The following is a 23,010-nucleotide window of genomic DNA, read 5'->3' as shown; positions in this document are numbered from 1 at the left end:
CACTGCCAAGGAATTCACTCATGCCAGCAAACTCTGCATGGATCATAGATATCACTGAAGAAAACTTCGAAACAGAAGTGATTAAGCAATCGGAACAAACACCGATTGTGATTGATTTCTGGGCTCCCTGGTGTGGTCCCTGCCAGCAGCTGGCTCCTCTGCTGGAAAAAATGGTTGAAGAGTTCCAAGGAAAAATTCGTCTGGCCAAAATTAATATTGATGAACAACAAGGGTTAGCAGCTGCATTCCAAGTGCAATCCATTCCTACAGTGGTTGCCTTCTTGAACGGTCAACCCGTTGATCACTTCCAAGGTATCTTGCCTGAAGAATCACTGCGAGAATGGATTACGCGACTTGTTCCTTCGCCCGTAGAAATGTTACTTCAGGAAGGACAAATTCTGGAAGAATCAGATCCTGCCGCGGCTGAAGCCAAATATCGTGAGGCTGCAGACCTGGATCCTCAAAATGACGTGATCAAATTACGAATGGGAGCCGTCCTGGCCAAACAGTCCCGATTTGACGAATGCTCCCAGATCATTCAGGAACTGGAAAAACGGGGATTTCTAGAACCAGAGGCAGAACAACTCAAATCTCAACTGGAACTGCAAGCAGCAGCGGATGAAGCCGGTGGAGCCGAAGCTGCCCGAGCTGCACTGGAAGCTGATCCGGAAAACCCTGATCTAAAAATTGCATTGGCCGATGCACTGGCTATTTCAAACAAACACGAGGAAGCGCTCGAAATTTGCCTGTCGATTATCGAACAGGACAAAGCGGGAGCTGGGGTGGAAGCCAAAGCGACGATGCTTCGCATCTTTGACTTGTTAGGCCCTCAGTCTGCTTTGACGAGTACCTACCGCAGGAAGCTGGCAACCCTATTATATTAAAGCACCTTTATTGCCCTGCGGATCTGGTTCCTGCAGGAGAACCTGCAATCGGCACACCAAACGGCAGCGGACGTCCGGCAACCTGATATCCCAGAGAATGCGCATGTTTCTGTAAACTGCGATACAACTCGAAGCTGTCAGGGTAAACCCAGAAAGTGAGTGTAGAACCGGATCCGATATCCGTTAATGCACGATAAAAATGTGACTGAATCTGAAGCGCAGATTCCAGGTCCTCTCCGCTGACATCATCATTTCGATCAATCTCCCATTTGGTTACTCCCACTCGAAAACCTCCGCTCCCGCCATTTCTGAGTTGATCAATGGCTGAGAGCGCCTGGCGTTCGACAACGTAATTCATGGTGTAGCCACGAATGGGACCAACTTTGCCATGATGCTCTCGATACTTAGCTAGCCAGCTTCCTCGTTTCATTACCTGATCTTTCAAATCACCCAGTAATTCATTGATTGGCACATACGAGACACGATTCTCCGAGAGCAAAAAATGCCATTCCTTATCGGTTACCAGTTGACTGACGGGAGTTAAACGATGTTTGAGCTGTTTGACCTGCTCCTGTGGTGCGGACACCTTTCTAGCCTGAGCGACAACCCGCTCTAACTCTTTTTTGGTATCTTTTGTCTCTTTGACCAGCCCCAGCAATTGTTGGTAGTCTTTCTCCAAATGATCACTTTTTTGAGTAATTTGAGAAACCAGAGTTTGTACTTCACCATTCACTGCCTGTTTTTGCTGTAATAATTCCTGCGCTCCGACTTTCCGGTTTTGCATTACCTGATCGAGGCGGATCAACTCTGCTTCGAGCTTCTGCAATTCACTCAACAATTCTGGTGATGGATGCTGGTAAATTACTTTCGGTTTTTGAGGCTCCAGCCGTTTTGTTTCCTGCTGAGACAAGATTAAGGCAGGCGGCTCCTGCAGTGGTGGCTCTGGTTCAATTTTCGGAAGAAAGGCTTCCAGATCGGCGTCGATCACTTCCGGTTGAGGCGGGCTTGCTGGTTCATTCTCTGCAACGGTCACAGGAGCCTGGCTCATGCGGACACCGGCAATCACGATTAAAATAATCAGAATTCCAACGATGTTGGCAACGATATCCAGAAATGAATCCGAACCAAAACCGGTTTCTCCTTGAGGTGTGCGGCGGCTCATGTTACTGCCCCTTTCCGGACAAGGGTGAAGAAGAGACCGGCAAAGGATCCAGTGTGTATTTTGCCTCCGTCTGCAGCCCCATTTTCTGAGCTGAAGATTTCAACCGTTCGTAGTACTGATTACCACCGGGACTGATTGTAAACTGAATCGTAGGGACCCAGTAAAACCCTTTGGGAGCAGGCCCCCAGGATTCGACGTACTGATCCATCACCACAATCATCGACTGTAGCAACTGCTCCTGAGTGACTCCCTGATCGACTCGAATTGCCTTTTCGCCTCCGACCAGAATTTGATCCGCTCCAACCTGCACGGTAATTTCTCTTTCAAAGCCGATTCCGGAACGTGACTGAGCAGGCTGCCACCGACTGTTATTTGAGGATTCAATTGTGGAAGAAGCACCAGAGCGTCTATTGCGGTTGAGTGATAAGGTAGTGGCATTGCCTGCTCCGGAAGCGGATCTCCCGGGAGGAATCCGCTCCAGACGAGGTTGAGACGCTGCATTCTGGGACTGTTGATCCGAACGGCCTGTTCCGGCTTGTGATCCCTTTTTCAGGAAGGGGTTTTCGACCATTCCATTCTGTGAGGAATTCGGAGCTGTTCCACTTTCCTCTTGTCCTGTCCCATGTGGATCGCGCGCATTAGTAAATTGCTTCCCTTGGGCTGCATCTAATGGAACCAGATGTTGTTCGGCCATTTCTTTGAGCTGATCACGGCCGATCACTTTTGCCTGTTTCAAACTCGAATCACGCTCCCCGCTCCAACCTTTCGGTTCTTTCAAATCTGCCAGGTCATACACTTCGGCTCCCTGACGACTGCCGGGAAGACTTTTCAGTCCCGTCGTGCGCTGCCGTGATTCCTCTCTCCCAGCGCCTGCCCCTTGCCCGTATTTTTCTGACTCGTTGCTCCCCGTACCTTCTTTAGAAACAATATGCTTTTGATTGGCAACACTTCTCAGATGCTCCGCCCGTGCCATTTGCTGCCGAGGTGTTAAGACATCACTGAATCGCGATCCAGCGGAAGCATTTCCCGTGTTTCCCGTTGCCAACTGCCCCGATCCACGGCTTGCCCCAGTTCCCGTTCCGGCTTCTTCCTCAGGCTCGATCACGCGCACCGTTCCCGTTCGTGCATCAAACTGTAATCGACGTCCCCCCGGCCCAGGTTGACTGTTTTGACGGAGTTGCGAAACCAGATTTTTGCGTTCTCTTAAAACGCGATCTATGGCAGACTGACAAACCTGTTCTGCATTCGGATCTTTTTCAGGTAATGCGAAATCCCAGTCGGCATCAATCAATTCATAGCCGGAATCCAGATCCAGATTGTTCAACAATTTTCGTGCGACATAATACCCTACACTGCCGCTGGGGCGAACCAATATCAAAACATAGGGCTCCTGATCGGTACGTCCATCTTTTGTTTTCCAGTATTGAAACAAGGCCTGTGTTCCCGCTAAGAGCGGATTGTAGCCAGGTGTAAATTCCTTGAGATCATCCGGCGTTAATGTGATCCCTTCCGGTAGAAAGGTCAGCCCTTTATCTGTGCATTCGATTAAAATCGGTCGTTTGGCGGTGCCTGTCTGGCCATCATAAGTGATGATGGAATATTTGCTGCGTGCCGTCTGTTGTGATTGTTTTTTCTGCTGCAATGTTCGCAATTCTTCCTGAAGCAGCTCCGCCACGCGCAATTTCTGATCTTTCAACTGAACCATTTTCTGACTGAGCTCAGAATCTTTTTCCTGCAACGACTGAATCTGTTGTTTACTCTGATTCAAGACAGCTTCCGATTGACTCAATTCATTTTTCAAACGGATCAAATTCTGATTCTGTAATTTCAAAGCAGCGAGTTTCTTTGCTTTCTCGCGATTCAATGCGTTTAACCGTGCTTCCTTCTCCAATGCCAGATTAATGACTTTCGGCTCTGGTTCCGGAACAGGCTCCGGTTCCTGGACTTTGGTAATAATCGGGGCAGCCGGTTCCGGCTCGACGACCTCAGCAGCAAACAGGACCGGGGGATAGAGATCGTCTTCAACGACTTCTTCTACAACCACTTGCTGGACCTGCATGAGAGCTTGATGACGAATACGGCGTGTGGTGACGACCAGCAGGAAGATTAAGGCTCCCATAGCACAAATGAGAACCGCTAAGAATGGAAATAGCGATACCGAACGTGCTTCGCGACCTTGTCTGCTCATGAATCAAACCGGAATTATCACTTCGTTCAGAAAAAATACTTGAGAATCACAACATCCGCATTTCAATTTCAGGCAGCATTTCGGCTGGATCGTGCCGTCAACAAATGGACGGCTGCGCTTAAGCTGTGCAATGTTTCTTCAAAGGTTTCCGTTGCACGAATGGCATCCAGATTTTCCGCCAACCGTTTCTGCAAGCCCACCAGATGCTCTTCCTGCCCTACAATCTTCAATAGGTTTTCACTCTGTGAATTTAGAGCTTCAATCTGTAGCGATGACACTTCCGATGTGTCTTTTAACTGCTGATTCCATTGTCTGACTTCGCCGGCAATCTCTTTGGTTGCCTGCTCAATCTGTGAAGTCTGACGGGATTGTGCAGAGATGACATCCTGATGTACTTCATTCCAGATCTGAGCCAGATGCGTTGAGAAATGGCTGTTCGACTCTTTCTGTTGATCCTGCCAACGTGTCAGCATCAATTCAATCTGTTCTGTCGTCGATTGATAAGCGGTTAAGAATTCGTTTCGCAGTGATTCCAACTGGGATGAGTGACTCCCCAGTGTATTTGACATCCCTTCCTGCATGGAATCGTCAAAAGTGACCTGCTGCCGTTCCATCATCTCCGACCAGCGGCTGCGCAATCCTTCAAGATTTTGCTGCCAGAGCTCGGTCTGACGCTGAATCATCTCTTCGGTCCGCTGTACCAGTTGCTGTGCCGCTTCCACTTCTGCCGACTCAAGCGGACTGACAGAATTCTCAGACACACTCATACAGGATGCAATATTCTGAATCCCGAACAATTCGATCTGCTCAAGTTGTTTTTGCTCCATGCGTTCTACGATGAAGGTGGAGAAAACCAGAATCAAAGACAGCCCCAAAGCCAGAGCCGTCGTATCAAACGCGACGGCCAGACCGCCGGTCACTTCGGAAAGAGACGTATCCAACTGGTCAGGAGTCACGTTCGCAATGGCGATCGTAATCCCGATCACGGTCCCCAAAAACCCGATGATCGGGACGGCCCAGGTAATTGTGCGGATGAGTGAATAACTGGCATGCACCTGCTCGGCTGCCAGTTCGGCCAGATACTTTAAATGCTCATCGAGATCTTTGACTGAGTGACGGCTTTTCACATAGGAAACCGTGTCATGAAGTCTCTTGCCTAGATAAGTCTCGCCAATCCAGCCTGGCAACGATTGAACCTGATCGGAAAAAACGTCAATCCGATCATCCAGATTTTCAATTTCACCAATGGTCTCCCAGTCAATTTTCGTGTCTGTCAGAGACTTTTTCTGACTGAGCATGCCCATGCCCTTGACACCGATAATGGACATACCAATGAAAAACAGGGCCGCTGTTGCGTATTCAAGTGGGTGACTACAGAAATAACGATCAATCAACGATCGATACACGGGGAGATGTGGAATCAGGGCATAAAAGCCAAATGTAGCAGCAGCCCCCCAAAAAAGCGGAGACTTCAGAACTGCTTTCGACCAGTTTAATAAGTGATCTTCTTTTTCACTTTCCGGCAGTGATTCCAAGTGTTCCATCTGTCTGTTCACATCCTTTAAGGCACATTTATTCTGTCAATATTTCAAATCAGAATCTTGCATAGACTCTGAGACTTTTTTGAAAGCTGTCGCTGCTGAAATCGGCGAGAACTGCATCACCTAAGATGCTTTTGAACGAATCAGATAAATCCCTCGCCCATCGCCATTTACCAACGTCGGTTTTGATCCCTTTAACTGAAAGGAACACAATAAAAGCCCACTTGAGTCGTACGCACATTCGTTATAATCGTCATATTATGACAGTCGAGTTGAAGGAAACTTGCACAACGGATTGAGAAGAAGGAAGTAACCCAAAATACTCATGCGAACACCACCCAAAAGTAGTGATATGACCAGGGTACCGTTTACTATCGATTTAGCGATAAACTCCTTTGAAATTGGCAGTTAGAACCTATAGAAGGGATGGATTTTTGACGTCGGATCGCTAAAAAAAATAATTGATTCGGGGATTCAGCCCTTTGGGACTGTTCAAGGAGGAAATAGCCTGTTTAACTGCAGACGAGTCACATGATTCGCTTGTCTCTTTCTATTATCTGATTCAACCATCCACGTTTACTAATATGACTGCATCGCGAAATAAAAAATCGGACCAGGACACGCTTCCCACTGTTGATAAACACGTCACAAGGGAAATCCTGGGGTATCTAAACTTCTCTAATGGAAAACCAGATCCCAAATTTCGCTTGAACTGGAACCAGCTCTTTTCCGAATGGGAGCATCCACCGACCACACAAACGCTTGAACTGCTGTTAATTTCGCACTTAAAAGAATTGGAAGGAACTACAGGAGCTTTCCAGGAAATCAAGCAAGCTGAAAGTGTGATCCAGATTGCGTTTGAGGAATGTCTGCCACAATACAGGCAGCATCACCGAGACCTGCTGTTTCATGTCACTGAGCAGGAATTGATTCAGCCTTATTTTCTGGCAGTCCTGTTCGAAGCACTGCTGGAACAGGGAGGTCCCTGGGAGCCCACACAACAAGTCGTATCGGGAACGATCAACCGATTAAACGACTTCGTCGGCTTCCGTCCCGTGGCCGTTCTGGAAAATGGCCGCCAGATGCAGGTCTACCCGCATGAAAAATTCAGGCCCCTGCCTGTTTACTTTTGTGAGAGTGGTGTCGCTTCAGGCTCATATCAACGCTTAATCGAACAAACTATCAAGACGCTGCAAAATACACCCGATGACCTGCTGCACCAGGCTTACTTTAGCTTAGACAAGATGGATGAAATCGCCATTGACCTCCGTGCACACGATCATCTGCATCCTGTTAACAAGCGTACTAACTACATGTTCGGCGAGTGGGACCCACACGTCATCGACAACCAGGGATACTATCGCCGCTTTGTCATACGCCGATTAATTCTCGATTCGCTTTTGGCCTGGATTGATGAGAACGAAGATATCCCGCTTGAAGAACGTTTACAAGATGCTGCTGCGGTATTAAGTGGTACGATGTTAATGGCATCTTCCATCAGCGGTTGCGGCCCCGATACACACGCCAGTGATACCAGTTTAACCTCTCTCCTTCCCAGAGTCGCCCGACAGAGAGACGACTATTACAATCGTCTGCTGGCTTCCGCTACAGGGAAACGTGCCGAACGACTGCTCAAAGAAGCAAAACAGTCACAACAACCTTTCGGGCATATCCGCCATTATCTGAATCTACATCTGGCCCGCTATGGTGCACAACAGGTGCAGCATCGCCAGCTATCCCGCATTTATGCGCGGATGGGTTTCTCCGCCGCCGCCCGCTGTGAAGCGGCCGTCATCCCTTGTACTTCGGTGCGATTTGAATGTGAAATTCAATGGAGGATCACGATGGTCCACCTGCATCTGGAACGGTATGAGCTGGAACAGGCGTGGAAGCTAATTCCCGAAATAGAAGACCATCTGACGAGAGGCATTGAATGTGGCGCCTTGATAGATCCCTGGAACATTCTGGGATTTCAGGGGCTATTCCCGCTGTTTATTTCCCGCGAAGACAGCATCCCTGATCAACGCAGTGAAGTTCTGCTTGATCTAATGGAAGAAACTTTTTCCGCCTATTCGGCAACGCTCAGCGAAGCTGCTGCGCAGGGAAACAATCAATTGAAGCTGGAGATTTCCGACCGGTTCCAAAAACTGGCAGAGAAATGGGACCGCTACGCGACTACCACAGTGGAAGATCTACCACATGTGAATGGTCAGGATTCCTTTGAATCAGCCGCGCATGTTTCACAAATTTTGACCGAGTGGAAAAGCGGCGGAGAAGCCGTGGGAGATATCTCCTTCTGGCGACAACACGTTGATCGTTTTGAATCTGCCAAAGCCTATGCCCTCACCGTCGATGCTCTCCTCCAAAAACATGATCATGTGGCCGCCATCGGACTGATTATGCAGTGGCTCAGCCAGGTCGATCAGACTGGTCTGGAATCGGGACCGTATTCGATTCATGCCGTTCTATTGCAATGGATGCGCCAGCTGACTTCAAATGTCGATCCTGAAGCAATTCCTGCGAACAGCCACTCGATCCGTAAGATGTTCGACTACCTGGAAGCCAATGCTGCTGACTACTGGTCCGTGCCCAACTTTGACGCCGTGTTGCCGATCCCTGAAAAAGAAATTGAAGATCCGTTTGAAATTGATCCAGAAGAACCCGACGAAGAAGATTCTCTGTTCGATGCTGCTTATGAAAATGTGACGTTTCGTGACAGTGCCGACGATGGGATCCAAGGCGAGATGATGGACTCGGGATTCTCTCCCAGCAATACGGAAATCGAGTCGATCAATCGGCAGCTTGAACCGCGTCTCAAATTCTTGAATACGCTCTCACAACTCTGGCAATTGTCAGCGGCTTTTTTCTGCGAAACAAAATTCGTCTCTTCCGAGAATTCAGAAAAACCTGCTGTATTGAATGAGGAAACCCGGGAGTCCATCGCAGGTTGGATACAACATACCGAACACTTACAACAGGAATTGGTCGTTCTGTTGAACTCCATCTGGAACTACCAGATTCCCAAACCGAGTGGCGACCATGACTCGAACATCGAATACGATCTGCAACTCCAGACAAAATACTATTTAATGCACGCCATCATCATCACCACGGTCAATTGCCGTTCGGCGCGCTTAATGTTGGTGTCAACGTTGCCACAAACGGAAGCGGAATCCGAACTCTCAGAGAATGAAAGCCTGCTGGTTCCCATTTATCGCGGCGTCCTGACACGAGATGTCGAACTGATCAAACGAGAATTCCCCACGTTTCTAAGCAATATCGTGGAAACTCCACTCTTATACACTCCCATTGACCAGGGAGGTAAACCAAATGTTGTCTTAAAAGTCCGATCACTGCAAATGATTCTCCGTTTTCTGCTTTCACAACTTCCCAACCTGGGATTGCTGCGTGAAACCTGGCAACTGCTGAAAACAGCCTATCGCATGGAACGCAATTCACGTCCGGAAGGAATCGCCGTCAGTGAATTTGATCGGTTGTTCCGGACGGCTCTGCGAAGCACGCTCTCAGCGATTATCCGGTCATCGCATTCCTGGGAAACAGAACAGCTGGACGACGAGCAACTGATCAACATTGCTGAGCAGCTGGTTAATAAATATCGTGAACAGTGGCTCAAGCATAGTCGCACGATGAGACTTTCCAGTGCCGAAGCATTGAATCAGGATTTTGTCTGGCAGGAAGTAAAACAGTTCATTGAACTTTATGGAGCCGATCTGTTTCACGCACAATATCTGACACTCGGTAATCTGCGAACCATTCTGCACAATGGGATCGAACAATATCTGGATTATCTGGCAGAGTATCAGGACCCAGCCCACCCTATGGCGCTGCTGACCGACCTGGAAGATGGCAAAGTTGACATCGAAGAGGCAGTCACTAATCTTAAAGTCATTTTTGAATCCGTAATCGATAAATTCGATCGTTTTGTTGAATACAACAGCACAACCACCCAGTCAGACTATGGTGAAATGTTTTACTGCCTGCTTGATTTCCTGCGAATCGAAGCCGCCTATGAACGTGATGACTGGAAAATGGTTCCCTTATTGATCGCCCATAAGGTCCTCGCCCAACAGGACCGCAATGAATCGGCTCTCATCTGGGAGGCCGTTTTTGAAGCGACTTCTGAAGAGATGGCAAAAAAGCATCTCAAGAAATTGAAGCAGACGGAATCAAAATACAAAATCAATCTTCCATTGATCTCAGATCATTTGAACGAGCGATTTGTAAAACCCCTGGCGGTGAACCGCATGATGGCTCTGGTACCACGAGCCATGAAAGACGCTGCAAATGGGAATGAAGAGTCAGCCGCGTTTTCTATTCTGCAGGAAGAAATAGAGCGCTACCTGGCTTCGACCATTGGTTCCGGAATTGACATTCCAGACTGGATGCGCAATCTGGAAGACGAAATTGACCGTCTGGACGAAAAAGTAACTAGTGAGCAATACGATATCGAAACGCAAATCAAACTCTCACCGGTCCCCATGTCTCTGGACGACATCAAAAAACAATTGAAACAGTGGAACCAACCGCTCACGCGCAGTCGCAAAAAAAAGAAATAAGACGCAAACTATAAAAACTCAAAATCAGCCTGCAGAAGAAACAATATCTCCTGCAGGCGATTCTTATCAATTGCAGCCACAAATTATTCATTGGCTTTATTGAGTAACTCAATGATTTTTGCTTGTTCATTCGGTGGGATCATTTCATAGTGACTCAGTTCAATGTCGTAAGTTCCCCGTCCCCCCGTCAAACTGGAAAGGGTACGGGCATACGTCATGATTTCGGCCAGCGGAACCCGTGCCTGAATAATTTCGTAGCCGCCGGGAGAGACCTGCATCCCTTCCATGCGCCCTCTGCGACTGGAAAGATCACTGCTGATATCGCCAACATTTTCTTCAGGAATCAGGATCTCAATTTTGACAATCGGCTCCAGTAAAACGGGGCGCGATTTCTGAAACAGTTCAGAAAAGCACTTGCTGGCGGCAATTTTAAAGGCCGTCTCGTTACTGTCTACCGGATGATCTTTGCCGAAGTAAACTTCGCAAATGAGATCCTGCACCTGACAGCCTGCTACCACGCCCTGCTTCATCCGCTCGCGGACTCCTTTTTCGACAGCCGGGATAAATTGATTCGGAATCGAACCTCCCGAAATCCGATCCACAAATGCAAAATTGAGTTCGGGATCGTAATGATAAGACCTGAGATGATCAAAGTTTGCTTTTGTGAAATACTCTTCCGGATTCACATCCTGTGGCATTGGAGAGAGTCTGAGATGGACCTCAGCGAATTGTCCTGCGCCACCTGACTGCTTTTTATGTCGATAGCTGCCTTCTGTGCTTCCCATAATCGTTTCCCGATATGGCACCTTCGGTTGATGCGTGACGACTTCCACTTTATCTCGATGCAGCAGTCGTTCCTGTACGATCTTTAAATGCAGTTCACTCATCCCCTGCATGACCATCTCATGCGTTTCTTCATCATGAATCACATGGAAGGTCTGATCTTCTTCTTCAATTTTGTGAAGCGCGCCAGATATTTTCTGCTGGTCATTCTGACTTTTCGGCTCTACCGCCAGCCCGACCACTGGATGTGGAAATTTGATTTCCGGCAGTGAAAGTCCGTCACCGTTCACATCCGCGGCAAGCGTATCCCCCAGCTTCAGATCATCGACTTTTGCAACGGCAAAGATATCTCCAACTGTTACTTCATCTACGGGTTCCTGTTTCCCGCCTTGCACATCAAGTAGCTGATTCAATCGGACCGATTTTCCGGTACGTACATTCACAACCGAAGAATCTTTATTTAACTTACCGGAAAAGACCCTGAGATAATTCATTTTAGAAATAAAGGGATCGATACGGGTTTTAATGACTTGCGCGACAAACGGTTGGTCTGGTGAAGGATCCAGCATAACGGAACGCCCGTCTTTGGTCTGCTCCATGCGTTTAATATCTTGCGGGCACAATGTGTAGTTCGACATGGCTTCCATAAACTCGGCAACGCCAATACCCGTTTTGGCACTCATGAATAAGACGGGAATCAACGTACCCGCTGCCATAGCTTTAGGGATATTAGCCGACAATTCCTGAGCACTGAGCTCTTCTCCCTCAAAGAATCGCTCTAATAACGCTTCGTTCGATTCGACGATGGCTTCAATCAATTCCTGGCGTGTGCCTTCCGGGTCCCCTAAAACTCCCTCTTCGGATGCCTGTGCATTTTTCACAAGATCATGCACGGCTTTAAAATCGGCTCCCAATCCAACCGGCAGGTTAATTGGTATGCAGTGAGAACCGAATGTTTCGCGAACGGAATTCAACAGGGAATCGTAGTCGATATTTTCTGTATCACATTTATTGAGCACAATCATCCGGGCAATGCCGGCATCCTGCGCCATTTTGGACACGCGTAATGCGTTGATTTCCACGCCATGCCCGGCGTTCAACAAGATCAACGCGGTTTCGACAGCACGTAATGCGCCGGAAACCTGCCCGATAAAATCCGGGTAACCAGGTGTATCAATCAGATTGATATGGTGGCCACCATAATCAAAGTGCACCAGAGTGGACGCGATGGAAATCCGATGATCAATTTCTTCTTCATCAGTATCCAGCAGGCTTGTGCCTTCATCGACAGACCCCAGTCGTGGAGAGGCACCAGATTGAAAAAGTAAAAGATCGGCTACAGTTGTTTTGCCAACAGCCCCGTGGCCGACCAATGCCACATTCCTAACGTCATCTACCTTGTATTCGTTCATCGCTCGTCCTGCCTTTCAAAAGAATGGCCAGGCGCAATTGTCCTCCGTTCCGTTAAAGGCAACACGCTTAGCCAGGAAATGATGCGAACGTGTGTGCCGGGAAAAAAAGAACTTTTCCCCGCATATCCTTAAACCGGATTTCCGGATGAAACCCGGATCAATTCTGCGATTGATTACGAATTGAATGGTCTCTCTACTTTAATTCTATCCAATTCTTCCTCTCTCAAAATCATAACTTTTTGATTTTTAAAAGGCGAAAGGATTTTCTGAAAAATCGGGTTGCACACCGGAAAACAAAGGGCTGCGTTAAAACAGGCAGTTAACAGCGAGCGGTCAATGCAAATCAAGACTTTCCACAAAGCCAGTAGACAGTGAGGCTTACCCCTGCAGGTCGATCACTTTAGTAGGGAATTGGCAATAAGAATACATGGTGCTCCAAGAGCACGCCACTACCGTGAATCCCAATGAACTGGGTGAAGAACAGGAGAAACACATAAACGGCCAGCAGCGGCAGCACGATCGTCCGGCCTAACCAGCGCCACCCAAACCAGGCGTTTTTTGTCCGCGCAGAGGCACGGTAATAGACCCAACCCAACAGCAGTTTTGTTGGATAAATCGTTGCCACAAAGATCAGAGTAATTCCCCAAACCGCATCCCGAGGCAGGGCTGCCACCTTAAACAGATACAGAGGCAAAGACAAAACATATACGACAACCAGTGCTACCATCCAGGCTAAGGGAGCCCGTTTGAATTTACGACGAACCGTTCTCAATTCAAACATCGCGCGAAAACGATTCTCTGCAGCAAAGTGAGCCTGTAGTAAAGGCAGCCATCCCAGCACAATCACCAGGCTGAGCCCCCCCAGCAAAGTAATTAGAACAGGACCTCCCTGCCCTCCTTCCGGAGCACTCGCTGCGGAAAACATTAATGACGGAATCACCAGCCAGATAAAGGCGCCCAGAAAACCGCGTAGTCCCAGTGAAAAATTCTGTCCCAGTTTCAGCGATGCCACAAAGTCGCTCACATTCAGAGCAGCCCGTTCGAAGTAACCACCGGCTCGAAGCTGTTTGATAAACCAGATTAAATTTTTGAGCGGCCGAACGAAACAGAAAAATTTCCCACCACGGGCTAACGCCAGACAGAGATGAATGGCAATCAGAATCGAGGCAACACGATTCAGAAAATGTAGTGTCTGGTCACTCTGTCCCCCTGGGTCAACCAGTCGCGCGTCGGCGGCTGCACCTGCCAGTAGAAACAGTGGTATCATCCAGAGACCTATGCCAATCACAATTGTTCCCAGTCGCGGCGCGATATCCAGAAGAGGAAATGCCAGTCGAATTTTTCCCGTACGTGCCACCCGGCCTTCGACATCCAGCAGATAGCCCAAAGCAATAAAATTGACAATCGGGATCGCGGCAATCACTGCCAGAAACAAAACCAGACAAGCAATACCAAACGCCATTCGCATCAGCCAGAAGGTTGCTTTGATCGGATGACGGAATAAGTGAGGAAAAGGGGGAATGTTTCCGACAACTTCATCAGGATAAAACAGATCGATCTCAGTCTTTACTGATTCGGTTTTAGAGGCATCCGGGAGGAAGTCAATCACTTCACTGGCTGTCACAGAGCCTGCCTCTCGTGCATCCTCAGAATCATTTTCTTGTGTGGCGTGCTCAGTCACAAGAGGCTCCGACTGGTTCCCAGATACTCGGGGGTTTGATCGTAAATGAATCGCGTCCCCTGAATCAGCATGCATTTTCAAAATACCACCTGCGAATAGGTAAGTCTAAATTATAACAGATATTTCTGCTGAATCGAGAAGCAAACATATCTTGCTCCTGATCTGCCTAATGAGTGATACTCGAAAAAAAGCCCCAAGTTTCAAGAAATCACTGAAACTTTCGAATTGCCAATCTGGTATGATTAACAGAACGCGTGAAAAAAGAAACCGTTTCACGCTCTTAAGTGCCTTCACATTTATTCAGAGATGATTTTATGAAGCCAAGATCCCACAACTGGAAAATCGCTTGCCTGCCATTCTGTGTTGTTGGTCTGGTTGTTTCACTGGTCGCCTGGGCTTCCAGCAGCCCGGTTGCCATTTCTCCCAAAGCACCTGCCCTGCCAGAAGACAATTCTATTATCAGTACTGTCGAACAGGTCGATCAGGTTTTTGAAAATCAATGGTCCGAACAGGGTATTACCCCCACTGAAACGACAGATGATTACCTGCTGCTCCGCCGGCTCTCGTTGGCCTTGCATGGCACGATTCCCTCATTGGAGGAACTCCGTGAATTCGAAGCGATGCAGGGAGCAGATCGAATCCAACGCTGGACCCTCAAACTCTTGGAAGACCGTCGCTTTGCCGACTATTTTTCAGAACGATTCACACGTGCTTATGTCGGCGTGGAACAGGGTCAGTTTATTATCTTCCGTCGTGATCGATTCAAAGCCTGGCTCAGCGAACAGATTCAAGCCAATACGCCGTACGATGAACTGGTCCGCACGTTGATCTCCGGTGAAGGACTCTGGACCGGTGATCCCGAAACGAATTTTATTACATCAGCAGTCGCTGACGGTAACCTTGATCGCAACAAGTTAACCGGCAGCACGGTGCGTGCCTTTCTAGGACAGCGAATCGATTGTGCCCAATGCCATGACCATCCCTTTGATCATTGGAAACAATCCGACTTTGAAGGTTTGACTGCCTTTTATGGACAAGTTGAAATTCAGGTTCTCGGGGTACGACAGAACGAGGAACTGAAATATGAAGTGGAAGACCGGGAGACACTAGAAAAACGTACTGTTTCTCCGCAGGTCCCTTTTCTGAATGAGTGCCTGCCGGAAAAAGGGACTCTGCGGGAGAAACTGGCGGCGTGGGTCACACATCGTCAAAACCGTAGATTTGAACGGGCTGCCGCCAATCGGTTCTGGGGATTAATATTTGGTGTTCCCTATTTTAATCCCGTGGACGACCTGCCCGCTCCCACCGATTTGACTGAATCGGATCCAGATGTGCTCGACATTCTCGGACAGGATTTTCGCGAAAACGGATATGACATCAAACGCATGGTTCAAACCATTGTCGCATCAAAACCATTTCGACTGTCTTCCACTTCTCAAACCGATGACAGCGAACAAATTGAACGCGCCACTGATGCCTGGGCGCTGTTTCCACTCGTCCGTTTGCGTCCTGAACAGATTATTGGATCCATGCTGCAGGCTTCGTCGTTAAAAACAATCGATCAGAATTCGAATCTCTTTATGAGAGGACGCCGGTTTTTCTCCGAGATTGATTTTGTCCGTGAGTACGGTGATTTGGGTAGTGACGAACTCAATGATTTTCCCGGCACGATTCCCCAGGCTCTGCTCAGAATGAACGGCGAATTCGCTCGAGACAACGGCAGTGCTTCGATGTTGAATTCAGTCGGGCGAGTTTCACAGCTGGATATCTCAGATGAAAAACGGGTGGAAACCTGTTTCTTAGTCTGCCTGACCCGCTTACCTACCAGCCTGGAACGAGACCACTTTTTGAAACAATATCAGACTGCTTCAAATCCGAAACAACGCGAGAAAATCACCGAAGACCTGTTTTGGGCTCTTTATAATTCACCCGAATTTTCCTGGAACCATTAAGCCATGTTTGATTCCACTTTTTTATCAACCAAATTCAACCGCCGCGACTTATGTAAAGTCGCCGTGGGCAGCACGCTCTCATTTATGCTGCCCGGATTCGATTTGAAAGCAGCACAAAAACGAGGTCCCGAACGCCAGAAATCGGTCATCGTTCTCTGGATGGGGGGAGGCCCCAGCCAGCTGGAAACCTGGGACCCACATCCGGGAACAGCCATCGGCGGTCCGGGAAACGCGATTAAAACCGTAGTCCCTGGACTCCAGATTTCCGATATGTATCCCCTGTTGGCAGAACAGCTCGACGGGATGTCGGTCATTCGCTCCATGGTTTCCAAAGAAGGCGATCATGAACGCGGCACTAAATATCTCAAGACAGGTTACCGTCCCGAACCAACAACTGTCTACCCGGCACTGGGGGCAATCATCACACATGAAACCCCCAATCAAAGTCTTGAAATCCCCCAGCATATTTCGATGGGTAATACCCAGTTCCCCGCTCGGGGCGGCTATCTTGGCGGACACCTTGACGCATTCCGTGTGCAGGATCCGGGGAAAAATATTGGCAACATGCGCGCCGGTGTCGAATCCCCACGACAGAATCGCCGTCTGGAAAATTTAAATATCGTCTCCCAGGCATTTCAAAAAGGCAGAACCATTCAAACAAAAAAAACATTGCACCAGTCAACTATCGACCGTGCATTGACCATGATGAGTTCCGAACAGCTCAACGCGTTTGAAATTGAGAAAGAGCCGGAGTCAGTCCGCAAGGCTTATGGAGACTCTTCTTTCGGCAGAGGCTGCCTGGTGGCCCGCAGGCTGGTTGAGCAAGGCGTGCATTCCATTGAAGTCAACCTCAGCGGCTGGGACAGTCATGCCAATAACTTTACCGGACACCAGACCCAGGCGAAGATGCTCGACCCTGCTTTTTCCAGTCTGCTCAAGGATCTGAAGTCGAGAGACTTGCTCGATTCGACGATTGTACTCTGCATCGGCGAATTCGGTCGCACTCCCAAAATCAATCCACTGGAGGGCCGCGATCACTGGCCCACAGGTTTCTCCTGTATCGTGGGGGGCGGCGGCTTGAAAGGGAATGTAATTATCGGAGAAACCGATCCGACCGGCAAAGAAAAGAAACCGACCGAGCCAGTTCAAATTCAGGATCTTTACGCGACAATTCTGCAAAATCTGAACATCGACTATAAGAAAGAACTGATTTCTCCCATCGGTCGTCCGCTGGCTCTCAGTGACGGTACGCCCATTGAAAAGCTGATCTGAGCCAGCCAGCTAGTTCCATTATCCCTCTGTTCACCGGAATAATTCAGGCAGAACCAGGAATAATGCTTGCCTGGAAGACTAAAACACTCTAATTTGATGAAACAGCGAAACCAGCTTCGGCTGTCGTTGTTTCATTATTGAGTGAACTTTCTCCCCACCCTCGATCTTCCAATGGAATTTGAACATGAGCCGCATTCTTTCCGCAGTGATTTTGTTATTGGCTTTTGCGACAACAAATCTGACTTCGCTCCCGGCCACTGACTGGTCCCAATTCCGTGGCCCTTCCGGAAATGGGATTTCCGCTTCCACGGGCCTACCGACAGAGTGGAATGCCGAGAAGAATATTGTCTGGAAAACGAAATTGCCGGGACATGGATCTTCCAGCCCGGTTCTATTTGGCAATCAGGTGTTTCTCACCGCATATACCGGATACGGTCTCACGACAGAAGATGATGGCAACCCGTCTGATTTGCGGTTGCACGTCATCTCAGTCAATCGACAGAACGGTGAAATCATGTGGGATGAATCGGTGCCTCCCTTGAATCGGGTTCAGAAAATCACGAAACGAATTGTCGACCACGGCTACGCCAGTGGAACTCCGGCCTGTGACGAGACCGGCGTCTATGCCTTTTTTGGTACCTCGGGCGTTGTCGCTTATGACTTGAAAGGAAAACTCAAGTGGCGAGCCGACGTCGGCGAAGGAACCGCGGGCTTTGGTTCTGCTTCGTCTCCGATTCTGTACAAAGACTTTGTGATCGTGAATGCCAGTATTGAAAGCGATACTGTTTACGCGTTAAAGAAAAGCAACGGCGAGATTGCCTGGAAAGCAGAGAATATTGTCCGTGCCTGGACCACTCCCTCAATTGTGGATGTGCCGGGCGGCAAACAGGAACTGGTCGTGAACCAGAAAAATCAGATTCTGGGATTTGATCCAGATACAGGTAAAAAACTATGGACCTGTGAAGGCATTCAAGACTACGTCGTGCCCGTTGTTGTTCAGAACGAGGGAATTCTGTACTGTCTGGGCGGTCGTAGTAATCGCAGTATTGCCGTTCGTCCGGGAGGTCGCGGCGATGTCACTAAAACTCACAAGTTGTGGGAAGTCAACGTTGGTGCGAATGTTACTTCTCCCGTTTTCTTTAAGGACCATCTCTACTGGGCCAGCGATCGCGGCATCGCGTTCTGCCTGAATGCGAAAAATGGAGAAGTGGTCTATAAGAACCGGCTACCGACCAAGTCCCGACTCTATGCGTCCATCGTTCTCGGCGACGGTAAGCTCTATATCACAACCCGGGAGAATGGGGTCGTTGTCCTCAATGCGGGTCCTGAATATAAGGAGCTGGCACGGAACGAAATCGAAACCGATGAGGACTTATTCAATGCCTCTCCCGCTGTCAGCGAAGGTAGTATCTACCTGCGAACAAACGGCTACCTCTATCGAATCTCAGATCACAAATGAGACGCATCACAAAAGACAACGATTAAATAACTTACAGCGTCGTGAGACTTTTCGATCAGCTCGCTGATACTGCCTTCGAGCCGCTGGAAATCCCGATTCGGGGCTTCTACAATACGAGGCATGACTGAACCAACGACAGAAAATCCCTACCTCTTCAAAACGATCGGCATCATTGGCGTCGGTCTGCTGGGAGGTTCTATTGCAGCGGCAGCGCGACGCCGCAAAATAGCCAAAACAGTCCTGGGAGCAGGGCGGAATCCCTCTCGCATGCGCGCGGCTCAACAATCTGGCTTACTGGACCGTGGCACCACGAATATCGCTGAGACATCAGCCCAGTCAGATCTGGTCATCGTTTGCACACCCGTCAACCAGATCGTGCAATTCATCCGAACGGTGGCGCAACATAGCCGCCCGGGAACCATCATCACCGATGTAGGCAGCACCAAACAGAAAATATGCGAAGACCTTTATGGAAGCCTTCCTGAAGGAGTGACGTTTGTCGCCTCGCATCCCCTGGCAGGTTCGGAAAAAGCCGGTTTTGAATTCGCAGACCCTAATCTGTTTCAGCATCGCCCCTGTGTGATCACACCAGACGCTTCGCTCCCCATAGAGGCAGTCGCCAAAGTCAAACAATTCTGGGAAGCGTTGGGGATGCATGTTCTGGAGACTTCTCCTGAGAAACATGATCAAATCCTCGCTGAAACCAGCCATCTCCCACACGTGGTCTCTTCCGCATTAGCCATGACCCTGACGGCAGAAAACAGAAAATTTACCTCAACCGGATTTCGGGATACGACCCGGATTGCCGCCGGTGACCCCTCAATCTGGCTCGATATCTTACTCAGTAATAGTGAAGCCGTTGTGCACAGTATTGATAAATACACCCAATCACTACACCGCTTAAGAGATGCCATCAAAAACCATGACGAAAATCTGCTGCGCCAACTTCTGGAAGATGGTAAAAAGAATCACGATGCATTAAATTCAGCCCGTCCACAATAGCGTTTGTCTGGGGCGATGGCTGTAATCGAATAAATTCATTTTTCTGACTTGATTAAACAGTAACTGGAATTCACATGCTTTGCGAAGTTGAAATCAAACCTGCCGAGAACCAGATCGACCGTGAAGGTGCCCGGATTCTGAAAGAATGCCAGGTGCTCGGCACCAGTTCCATTCGCTCTGTACAGGCCGCACACTCATATTTGCTGGAGGGTGATCTGAATCAAGCCGACGTAGAAAAGATTGCCCGTTCCCTGCTCTCCGATCCGATTGTCGAAACGTTTGAAATTCGCATGCTGTCGAGCAATTCATCCGAAGCGACCGAAACCGAACCGCTTCTTAATGTTTTGTTCAAGCCGGGTGTGACAGACAATGTCGCCAACAGTGCCCGGCAGGCAATCTGTGATATAGGCCTGTCGGTCGAAAATGTCGCCACCTGCCGCAAGTACTGGGTCAACTCTGATGCGAGCTCTGAAGAAATGGACCGGATGGCGGCCAAGGTTCTTTCGAACGAAGCGATCGAACACGTGGTCCGTGGACCTCTCAGTATGGACACCATCAAACTGGGCAGTGAATACACGTTTGAACTGACTACGATCCCCATTCGTACCATGAATGACCAGCAACTGGAAACGCTTAGCCGAGAAGGTCAACTCTACTTGAATCTGACAGAGATGCGGACCATCAAAGATTACTATGTCAGTCAGGAAAAAGATCCAACCGACGTCGAACTGGAAAGTATCGCACAAACCTGGAGTGAACACTGTTCTCACAAAACACTGGCCGGACGAATTCATTTTCGGGATGAAGAGCGCGACCTGCATTTTGAGAACATGCTCAAGGAAACGATCTTTGCCGCCACTACGGAAATTCGTAAATCACTTGGCGAGAAAGACTGGTGTGTCAGTGTATTCGCCGACAACGCCGGCGTGATCACCTTCGACGACAAGCAGGATGTCTGCTTTAAAGTGGAGACACACAACCACCCGTCAGCACTGGAGCCGTATGGTGGTGCGAATACTGGACTGGGCGGCGTGATCCGCGACCCCTTGGGAACAGGACTCGGAGGCAAACCAGTTTGTAATACTGACGTCTTCTGTTTTGCCCCTCCGGAAATTTCTTACGACGAACTTCCAGCAGGCGTGTTACACCCCAAAGCTGTTGCCACCGGTGTTGTTTCCGGCGTACGCGATTACGGCAACCGCATGGGAATTCCGACTGTCAATGGCGCGGTTTACTTCGATGAACGCTATCTCGGAAATCCGCTCGTCTACTGTGGCAACGTGGCAATGCTGCCCGTAGGAAAATCTGCCAAGCAACAGGCACAACCCGGGCATTATATCGTTGCTGTCGGCGGTCGCACCGGACGGGATGGAATTCACGGCGCAACATTTTCTTCTGCCGAACTGACTTCAGAAAGTGAAATGCTGTCTGGTGGCGCTGTGCAAATTGGAAATGCGATTACCGAAAAAATGACGATGGATGTCATTCTGGAAGCACGCGACAAAGAGTTATTTTCGGCCATTACCGACTGCGGCGCCGGAGGTTTCAGTAGCGCAGTGGGAGAGATGGGAGAAAAGACGGGCGCTGAAGTCTGGCTGGATCAATGCCCGCTGAAATACGCTGGCTTGTCCTATACCGAAATCTGGATTTCTGAAGCACAGGAACGAATGGTTTTGGCAGTTCCCCCCGAAAACTGGGAAGAATTCGAAGCGATCTGCGCTGGTGAGGGTGTCGAAGCATCGGTGATTGGAAAATTTACTGATACCAATCATCTGGTTCTCAAATATCAGGAGCAGACTGTGGCCGATCTGGAAATGTCGTTCCTGCATGATGGCCGACCACCTGTAATTCGTGAAGCCATTTACAAAACCCCAGACTTTACCCCTCTGATTCCTCCACAAAATGGCGATCATACCAACGACCTGCTTTCGATCTTAAGCTCACTGAATGTCTGCAGCAAAGAGTGGATTATTCGCCAGTATGATCAGGAAGTGCAGGCTGGCAGCGTTGTGAAACCGTTAGTCGGAGTCCAGAATGACGGTCCCTCTGACGCCGCCGTCGTCCGCCCTGATCTGACTTCAACCCGCGGTCTGGTCATCTCGTGTGGCATGAATCCCCGATACGGAGACTTAAGCACCCACTGGATGGCGGCCTCTGCGATTGATGAAGCCATTCGAAACTGCGTCGCAGTAGGAGCAGATCCCGCGAAGATTGCGATTCTCGATAATTTCTGCTGGGGAAATACCGACCGGCCGGAGACGTTAGGCAGCCTGGTTGCCGCAGCCCTGGCTTGCCAGGAATTCTCAATTGTCTTCGGCTCTCCCTTTATCAGTGGTAAAGACAGTTTGTACAACGAGTTTTCATATGAGAATGAACAAGGGGAAAAAGAGACTGTCGCTATCCCCGCTTCACTCTTAATCAGCGCCATCGGACAAATTGCCGACGTCAGTAAAGCAGTCACGATGGACTTGAAAGCACCCGGCAACCGGATTTTCCTGGTTGGTTCGACACAGGATGAATTGGGAGGCAGCCACTTTGCACTTGTAAATCAACTGGAAGGGGGGCAGGTTCCACACGTCGATAAAGATGAGGCACCGGAAATTTTCAAAGCGATGCACGCTGCCATTCAGCAACAACTCGTGAGAAGTTGTCACGACCTGAGTGAAGGCGGACTGGCTGTCGCAGCGGCTGAGATGGCCTTTGCTGGTGGATTTGGAATGAAACTGGACCCGACGCGTCTTCCCGAAGCACTTGAGCTTTCAACCCCCAGTCTGCTATTCTCAGAAAGCAACACCCGCTTTTTGATCGAAGTTGCCCCGGATAAAATCGAGGCGCTACAGGCCTGCTTTAAAAAACTGCCGCTGGTCGAAATCGGGGAAGTCATCAGTAGCCGCCAGTTCACTGTGAAAGGCAATTCGGGTAATGTCGCGATCAATGCCAGCCTGGATGAGTTGAAAGTCGCCTGGAAAAATCCATTGGCGTGGGACTGATGAGTCACCCCGTCTGTGTGGATACACGCTGATGTTTTCTACTGGAAATCGATCGGCTGAGGCCGGCTTAACAGAGTCTTTCCAGTCAATCTCGACAGGAAGCTTCA

The 23,010-nt window shown here is 49.1% G+C and carries 12 protein-coding genes; 7 read left to right on the top strand and 5 right to left on the bottom strand.

Annotation, left to right across the window (positions count from 1 at the left end):
• The first annotated feature begins 20 nt into the window (after positions 1-20).
• Positions 21-884: a thioredoxin gene (gene trxA / locus Pan241w_RS05965; protein WP_145212391.1), complete on the top strand. Its 864-nt coding sequence runs from the start codon at positions 21-23 to the stop codon at positions 882-884.
• A 7-nt stretch (positions 885-891) separates the two neighbouring features.
• Here trxA and Pan241w_RS05960 read toward each other — a convergent pair whose 3' ends face one another.
• The 3 genes from Pan241w_RS05960 to Pan241w_RS05950 form a co-directional block, all read right to left on the bottom strand.
• Positions 892-2,046: a hypothetical protein gene (locus Pan241w_RS05960; RefSeq protein ID WP_145212388.1), complete on the bottom strand. Its 1,155-nt coding sequence runs from the start codon at positions 2,044-2,046 to the stop codon at positions 892-894.
• Position 2,047: 1 nt separating this feature from the next.
• Positions 2,048-4,234, bottom strand: coding sequence for a hypothetical protein (locus Pan241w_RS05955; protein ID WP_145212384.1), 2,187 nt, complete (start codon positions 4,232-4,234; stop codon positions 2,048-2,050).
• Positions 4,235-4,302: 68 nt separating this feature from the next.
• Entirely contained in the window at positions 4,303-5,778 is a 1,476-nt protein-coding gene (locus Pan241w_RS05950; protein ID WP_145212381.1) for a MotA/TolQ/ExbB proton channel family protein, read from the bottom strand.
• A 581-nt stretch (positions 5,779-6,359) separates the two neighbouring features.
• Here Pan241w_RS05950 and Pan241w_RS05945 point away from each other — a divergent pair.
• Positions 6,360-10,352, top strand: coding sequence for a hypothetical protein (locus Pan241w_RS05945; RefSeq protein ID WP_145212378.1), 3,993 nt, complete (start codon positions 6,360-6,362; stop codon positions 10,350-10,352).
• A gap of 83 nt (positions 10,353-10,435) precedes the next feature.
• Here Pan241w_RS05945 and Pan241w_RS05940 read toward each other — a convergent pair whose 3' ends face one another.
• A complete protein-coding gene (locus tag Pan241w_RS05940) occupies positions 10,436-12,547 on the bottom strand; it encodes an elongation factor G (RefSeq protein WP_145212375.1) in 2,112 nt (703 codons plus the stop codon).
• A 400-nt stretch (positions 12,548-12,947) separates the two neighbouring features.
• Positions 12,948-14,228 carry a DUF4013 domain-containing protein gene (locus Pan241w_RS05935; RefSeq protein WP_198000351.1) on the bottom strand — a complete coding sequence of 427 codons (1,281 nt, stop codon included), beginning with the start codon at positions 14,226-14,228 and terminating at the stop codon, positions 12,948-12,950.
• A gap of 314 nt (positions 14,229-14,542) precedes the next feature.
• Here Pan241w_RS05935 and Pan241w_RS05930 point away from each other — a divergent pair, with 314 nt between their 5' ends.
• The 5 genes from Pan241w_RS05930 to purL all read left to right on the top strand — a co-directional run bounded on the left by Pan241w_RS05930 (position 14,543) and on the right by purL (position 22,903).
• The gene (locus Pan241w_RS05930; RefSeq protein WP_145212369.1) at positions 14,543-16,180 is read left to right on the top strand and encodes a DUF1549 domain-containing protein; all 1,638 of its coding nucleotides are present in this window, start codon (positions 14,543-14,545) and stop codon (positions 16,178-16,180) included.
• Between the two features lie 3 nt (positions 16,181-16,183).
• The gene (locus tag Pan241w_RS05925) at positions 16,184-17,452 is read left to right on the top strand and encodes a DUF1501 domain-containing protein (RefSeq protein WP_145212367.1); all 1,269 of its coding nucleotides are present in this window, start codon (positions 16,184-16,186) and stop codon (positions 17,450-17,452) included.
• Between the two features lie 184 nt (positions 17,453-17,636).
• Positions 17,637-18,911 carry an outer membrane protein assembly factor BamB family protein gene (locus tag Pan241w_RS05920; protein ID WP_145212364.1) on the top strand — a complete coding sequence of 425 codons (1,275 nt, stop codon included), beginning with the start codon at positions 17,637-17,639 and terminating at the stop codon, positions 18,909-18,911.
• Positions 18,912-19,031: 120 nt separating this feature from the next.
• Entirely contained in the window at positions 19,032-19,913 is an 882-nt protein-coding gene (locus Pan241w_RS05915) for a prephenate dehydrogenase (RefSeq protein ID WP_145212361.1), read from the top strand.
• A gap of 74 nt (positions 19,914-19,987) precedes the next feature.
• Entirely contained in the window at positions 19,988-22,903 is a 2,916-nt protein-coding gene (purL, locus tag Pan241w_RS05910; RefSeq protein ID WP_145212358.1) for a phosphoribosylformylglycinamidine synthase subunit PurL, read from the top strand.
• Positions 22,904-23,010 lie beyond the last annotated feature (107 nt).

Origin of the sequence: Gimesia alba, assembly GCF_007744675.1 — a bacterium.
Lineage (GTDB): Bacteria > Planctomycetota > Planctomycetia > Planctomycetales > Planctomycetaceae > Gimesia > Gimesia alba.
The sequence above is the reverse complement of the archived record's forward strand: the minus strand, read 5'-3'. Positions and strand labels throughout refer to the sequence as shown.